Source organism: Salipiger sp. HF18, assembly GCF_011806505.1.
GTDB lineage: Bacteria > Pseudomonadota > Alphaproteobacteria > Rhodobacterales > Rhodobacteraceae > Salipiger > Salipiger thiooxidans.
Map to the genome: position 1 here is coordinate 1 of NZ_JAATOS010000300.1, position 4,893 is coordinate 4,893.

Annotated in this window: 5 protein-coding genes and 1 pseudogene; 3 read left to right on the forward strand and 3 right to left on the reverse strand. The window is 67.1% G+C overall.

Annotation, left to right across the window (positions count from 1 at the left end; all coding sequences use genetic code 11):
• Positions 1-275: pseudogene (locus HC022_RS18985) on the reverse strand (lipocalin); the annotation flags it as partial.
• Between the two features lie 180 nt (positions 276-455).
• Between HC022_RS18985 and HC022_RS18990 the strand changes: the two are divergent.
• Positions 456-650, forward strand: coding sequence for a hypothetical protein (locus HC022_RS18990; protein WP_167453465.1), 195 nt, complete (start codon positions 456-458; stop codon positions 648-650).
• Between the two features lie 7 nt (positions 651-657).
• On the opposite strand, the gene HC022_RS18995 is transcribed toward HC022_RS18990, so the two are convergent.
• On the reverse strand, positions 658-1,374 hold the full coding sequence (locus tag HC022_RS18995) for an RlmE family RNA methyltransferase (RefSeq protein WP_008884792.1): 717 nt from the start codon (positions 1,372-1,374) through the stop codon (positions 658-660).
• Positions 1,375-1,451: 77 nt separating this feature from the next.
• Complete coding sequence (locus HC022_RS19000; protein WP_089961401.1) at positions 1,452-2,360, reverse strand: MoxR family ATPase; 909 nt, start codon at positions 2,358-2,360, stop codon at positions 1,452-1,454.
• Between the two features lie 315 nt (positions 2,361-2,675).
• Between HC022_RS19000 and HC022_RS29360 the strand changes: the two genes are divergently transcribed.
• Positions 2,676-3,242 (forward strand): glycosyltransferase family 2 protein, encoded by a 567-nt coding sequence (locus tag HC022_RS29360; protein WP_254885181.1) that lies wholly within the window; start codon positions 2,676-2,678, stop codon positions 3,240-3,242.
• Positions 3,243-4,022: 780 nt separating this feature from the next.
• On the forward strand, positions 4,023-4,893 hold an 871-nt coding region (locus tag HC022_RS19010; protein WP_167453466.1), incomplete at its 3' end, for a phosphoadenosine phosphosulfate reductase.

Consider the following 4,893-nt stretch of genomic DNA (forward strand, 5'->3'; position numbering starts at 1 on the left):
GTCTGCCCGCCAACCGCATAGCGCCCGGGTCCGGTCTCGGCCAGCGGCATGTTCACACCGTCGAGCGACATCGCCCCGTCCGAGAACCGCAGCCGCGCGCCGGGGGTCAGCCCCGCGCCCTGCACCACCACCCAGTCGCCGCCGAGCCGCCCCTGCGTGACGTCGGCCTGGCTTGCCACCGGGGCGGCCGGATTGCGCAGAGGAATCGGGGCCTGCGGAAGCTCGGGCGCCGCAGCACAGCCGCAGAGCACGAGCGCGAGCGCCAGCCGCCTCATGCGCGCCCCGTGCTGATGTCGTTGAAGAATTTCGCGCTCATGCCGCCTCACCCGTGGTTGCGGTCAGACTGCGCCAGCGCCTCTCCGGGTGCAAGGCCCCGTGCCGGGCGCCGTTGCGCGGATCGCAAGCTTAACAGGCCGGTAAGGCATTTGCGGCAGCATGTCCGGTCAGGAGGAGCCATGATCACCCTGCAGCCCGAGCCGCCACTGCCTGTTTGGCCCCATCCCGGCGCCCCCGGCCGTTTCGACCGCCGCAAGGGCGCCGCTCGCACCGAGGACACACCATCCGGTTTCGTCGAGATGAGGGTCGTCTCACCGCATTTCGCGCGGGTCTTCCAGCAGCAGGCGGCAGAGTCACTCCGCCCGCGCCCCTGAGGCCGTCTCAGCCGCGGAAGCCCGTCGCCACCACGAACTTCTCGGAGGAATCCGCCCGGCTCGACGGCGGCTTCACGTTGTACACCTTGTCGAAGCGCTGCTTGAGCAGGCTCTGAAGCCCCTGCTCTGCACCGCCCGCCAGCACCTTGGCAACGAAGGTCCCGCCCTCTTCCAGCACGTCGAAGGCCAGCTCCGCCGCCGCCTCGCAGAGCGAGATGATGCGCAGGTGGTCGGTCTGCTTGTGCCCCGAGGAGGACGCCGCCATGTCCGACATCACCACGTCGGCGCGGCCGCCCAGCCATTCCTTGACCTTGTCGTCAGCACCCATTTCGAGAAAATCGAGCTGGTAGATATCGGCGCCGGGCACGGGCAGAACCTCCTGCAGGTCAACGCCCAGCACGAAGCCCTGCGGCTTGTTCTTCTTCTCGCCCAGAGAATTGACCCGCGGCACCGCCACCTGGCACCAGCCCCCCGGCGCGCAGCCAAGGTCGACCACGCGGGCACCGGGCTTCAGGAACCCGAAGCGCTCGTCGAGTTCGAGGATCTTGAACGCCGCGCGGCCGCGGAAGCCCTCGTCCTTCGCGCGCTTCACATAGGGGTCGTTCAGCTGACGTTGCAGCCAGCGCGTCGAGGACAGCGTGCGTCCGCGCGCCGTCTTCACCTTCACCTTCAGGTCGCGTTGCCCGCGTCCCGACGTGTTCTTTCCCGTGGGCTTCTTCGCCATGGCCTCGTGCCGTCCTGCTGCCGTCGTGCTTCAGATCACGGGTACATGCCCCCGACGCGGCGATAGTGCAAGTTTTCTCAGCCCGCGTCCAAGGTCTCGCGCGCCTCCCTGAGCAGCCGGGCGGCCTCCGAATTCTGGATCTTGGCGATGTCGTCCTGGTATTTCAGGATGGCGCCCAGGGTGTCCGAGATCAGCTCGGGCGACAGGTCCACCACGTCGAGCGCCAGCAGGCACTTGGCCCAGTCGATGGTCTCGGCGACACCGGGCTTCTTGAAGATGTCCTCGGTGCGCAGCGCCTGCACGAAGGCCACGATCTCGCGGCTCAGCCGGTCCGCAATGCCGGGCTCGCGGCTGTGCAGGATCTCGACCTCGCGCTGGAAATCCGGGTAGTCGACCCAGTGATAGAGACAGCGCCGCTTCAGCGCGTCATGCACCTCGCGCGTCCGGTTCGAGGTCAGCACCACGATCGGCGGCTCGGGCGCCTTGATGGTGCCGAGCTCGGGGATGGTGACCTGGAAATCCGACAGCGCCTCAAGCAGGAATGCCTCGAACGGCTCGTCGGTGCGGTCGAGCTCGTCGATCAGCAGCACGGGCGCGCCGTTCTCGTCCGGCCGCATCGCCTGAAGCAGCGGGCGCTCGACCAGGTAGTCAGGCCCGAAGAGCTCTTTTTGCAGCGCCGTGCGGTCGGCCCCGCCCTGTGCCTCGGCGGTGCGGATGGCGATCATCTGGGCCGGAAAGTTCCACTCGTAGACCGCGGAGGCCGCGTCGAGCCCCTCGTAGCATTGCAGCCGGATCAGCCGTCTGCCAAGCGACGCCGCCAGCGCCTTGGCGATCTCGGTCTTGCCGACACCGGCCTCGCCCTCGAGGAACAGTGGCCGGCCAAGGCGCAGCGACAGGAAGACCACGGTGGCCAGCGCCCGCCCGCAGACATAGCCCGTATCGGACAACATGGACTGCACCGCATCGATGGTCTGGGGGTTCTGCATGTGACGGCCTCCTCCTGCCCTAGGGCTTGCCCGGCTCCGCAGCTCCGGTCAATACCCACTTGGTCGCAATGCCTTGGCGCATCCTTCCTGCAACGCTCCCCATCTTACGGGGGGTCCTCCGCAGATCGACGGCTCTTAACCGAGATGCGATGGTTTTGGCGCAAGGCAAGGCCACGGAGGACCACCCTCCGCAAGCGGCGGCAGACCGAGCAGGCCCGTGGGTCACCAGAACAGCAACGGGACCGCAGAGGTGCCGCGATGCGCGTAACAGCGGTGACATGCGTCAGAAACGGGGGCCCGTTCCTGCTGGAATGGATGGCCTACAACCGCTGCCTCGGCGTCACCGGCGTCCTGATCTGCTCCAACGATTGCAGCGACCGCACCGATGTGCTGCCGGACGTGCTTGCGCCCTGGGGCGTGGCGCAACGTCCCAACCCCGCGTCGGGCCGCAACGACCAGATGGAGGCGCTGAGAGATGCACAGAAACAAGAGCTTGTGACCCGTGCCAACTGGATCTGGGAGGCGGACGTGGACGCGTTCCTCAACATCCACGCGGGCGATGGCGCGCTCGCGGCGCTGGCCGACGCCTGTGGTGCCCCTCAGGCCATTTCGCTGCGCGACCAGGTCTTCGCCAATGACGGCGTCCAGAGCTTCGAGGACCGCCCCGTCATCGGGCAGTTCATCCACTCGCACAACCCGGACCTCTGGTGCGCCGAGCCAGGGATCGAGGGCAAGGCGCTGGTGCAAAATGATTTTTCTCGTCACCCCTACGGCGCTCAGCGGCCGTTCTTCCGCGAAGGGCTGGCACGCAGGGCCCTGCCGCGCGCACGCGCCAGATCCGCAGGCTTCCCGCTGCCGGTGCCTGGCGTCACGCCACGCTGAACCACAACGCGTTGCGCTCGCGCGAGAGCTATCTCGCCAAGAGTGACCGGGGCGACGTGAACCGCGCGGGCCGCGTCTTCGACGCCCACCACCGGCGCGCGCGCTATGACCCCGCCTGGAAAGACCTCACGATCCGGCGCCAAGTGCCAGCGCTGAGGCAGAACCACGCAGAGATGAAGGCGGGACCGCTCGGGGCGCTGCGTACGGATTTCGCGGCGACCCATGACATAACAATGAATACAATCAATAATATGGTAGATCACATTCTCCTTAGACAACATCTCCTGATGCTGCCCTCCCTGCCGCCCAGAGAGCGTGAGCTGAAGGACGAACCTGGGCTCGCACCGTGTGCTATCGGAGGATCTGTCTCGGCCTATCGACGACCGCACACCCCACTGACTCGCCCATGACCTCGCCTGCGGCATCCCCCATGTCGTGGCGCTGTCGAATGACTGCGACGACGGCACCGATGCGCCGCTCGACCGGGTCGAGCAGTTGGGCCACGTCAGCCGCCGACGCAACCGCCGTCGCCACAGGCCGCGCGGATGCTGTGCGGGCCTGCGCGGGGCGACGCATCGTGACCGGGTAACCGCGGGTTAACCAAGTGCGCCCAAATTGCGCCACATCGGCACCCAATCATTCCCCCCTTTCTGCACAATTCCGCCGCATGCACCGGGCATTGTTTCGATGGACCACAGAGCATTCGCAGAACGCGACGGCGCGAGAACGGCAAACGCAAGACGGCAGAAATGTCGGGAACGGCAGAACGGCGGGCAACACATGCAGGAGCGGCTTGATCTTTCATCGGTCGATCTGACCGGGGTTCGCAGGGGTCAGTGGATTGCCGCGATCTCAAAGATCGGCGAGTCCGAGGGCTTTGCGGAACCGCTTGGCAAATGTCATCACGCGGTGTTCGTGGAGCGCGGCGACACGCTTCTGGTGAGCTTCGAGACCCTGCCGGGCATCGAGGCGCTTTCCGACAACGCGACCCCGCTCGGCTGGAACATGGCGACGGCCAACGGCTGGTCCTCGCTGGTGCTGGTCTCATCGCGCGACACGTGGTTCCGCGACGAGCTGATCTACGGCTTCTTCGACCAGCTTCAGGACGACGGTTTCTTCGACGATTTCGAGACCGTGGTGTTCTACGGCGCCGGTCCCTGCGGCTATGCTGCCGCCGCCTATTCGGTCGCGGCGCCGGGCGCGCGGGTGGTGATGCTGCAGCCTCAGGCGACGCTGGACCCGCGAGTGACCGAATGGGACGGGCGCTTCCCAGAGGTGCGGCGGCTCGATTTCACCTCGCGCTACGGCTACGCGCCCGACATGCTGGACGCCGCGCACCGTGGCTGGGTGCTCTACGATCCGCGCGAACGGCTCGATGCGATGCATTCGGCGCTCTTCGTGCGCCGCAACGTGAGCCGCTTCCGCCTGCCCTTCATGGGCGACGCGTTGCAGGGTGACCTGCTCGACCTCGACCTGATCGCGCCGATTCTGAGCGCAGCCGCCTCGGACCAGCTCGACGGGCTGAGCTTTGCCCGGATGATGCGCCGACGCCGCGATCACGTACCCTACCTGCGCAAGCTGCTCGCCCGGCTCGAGACCACGGGCCGGCTGCGGCTGGCGCAGGCGCTGGGCGAGAATGTCACCGCGCGGC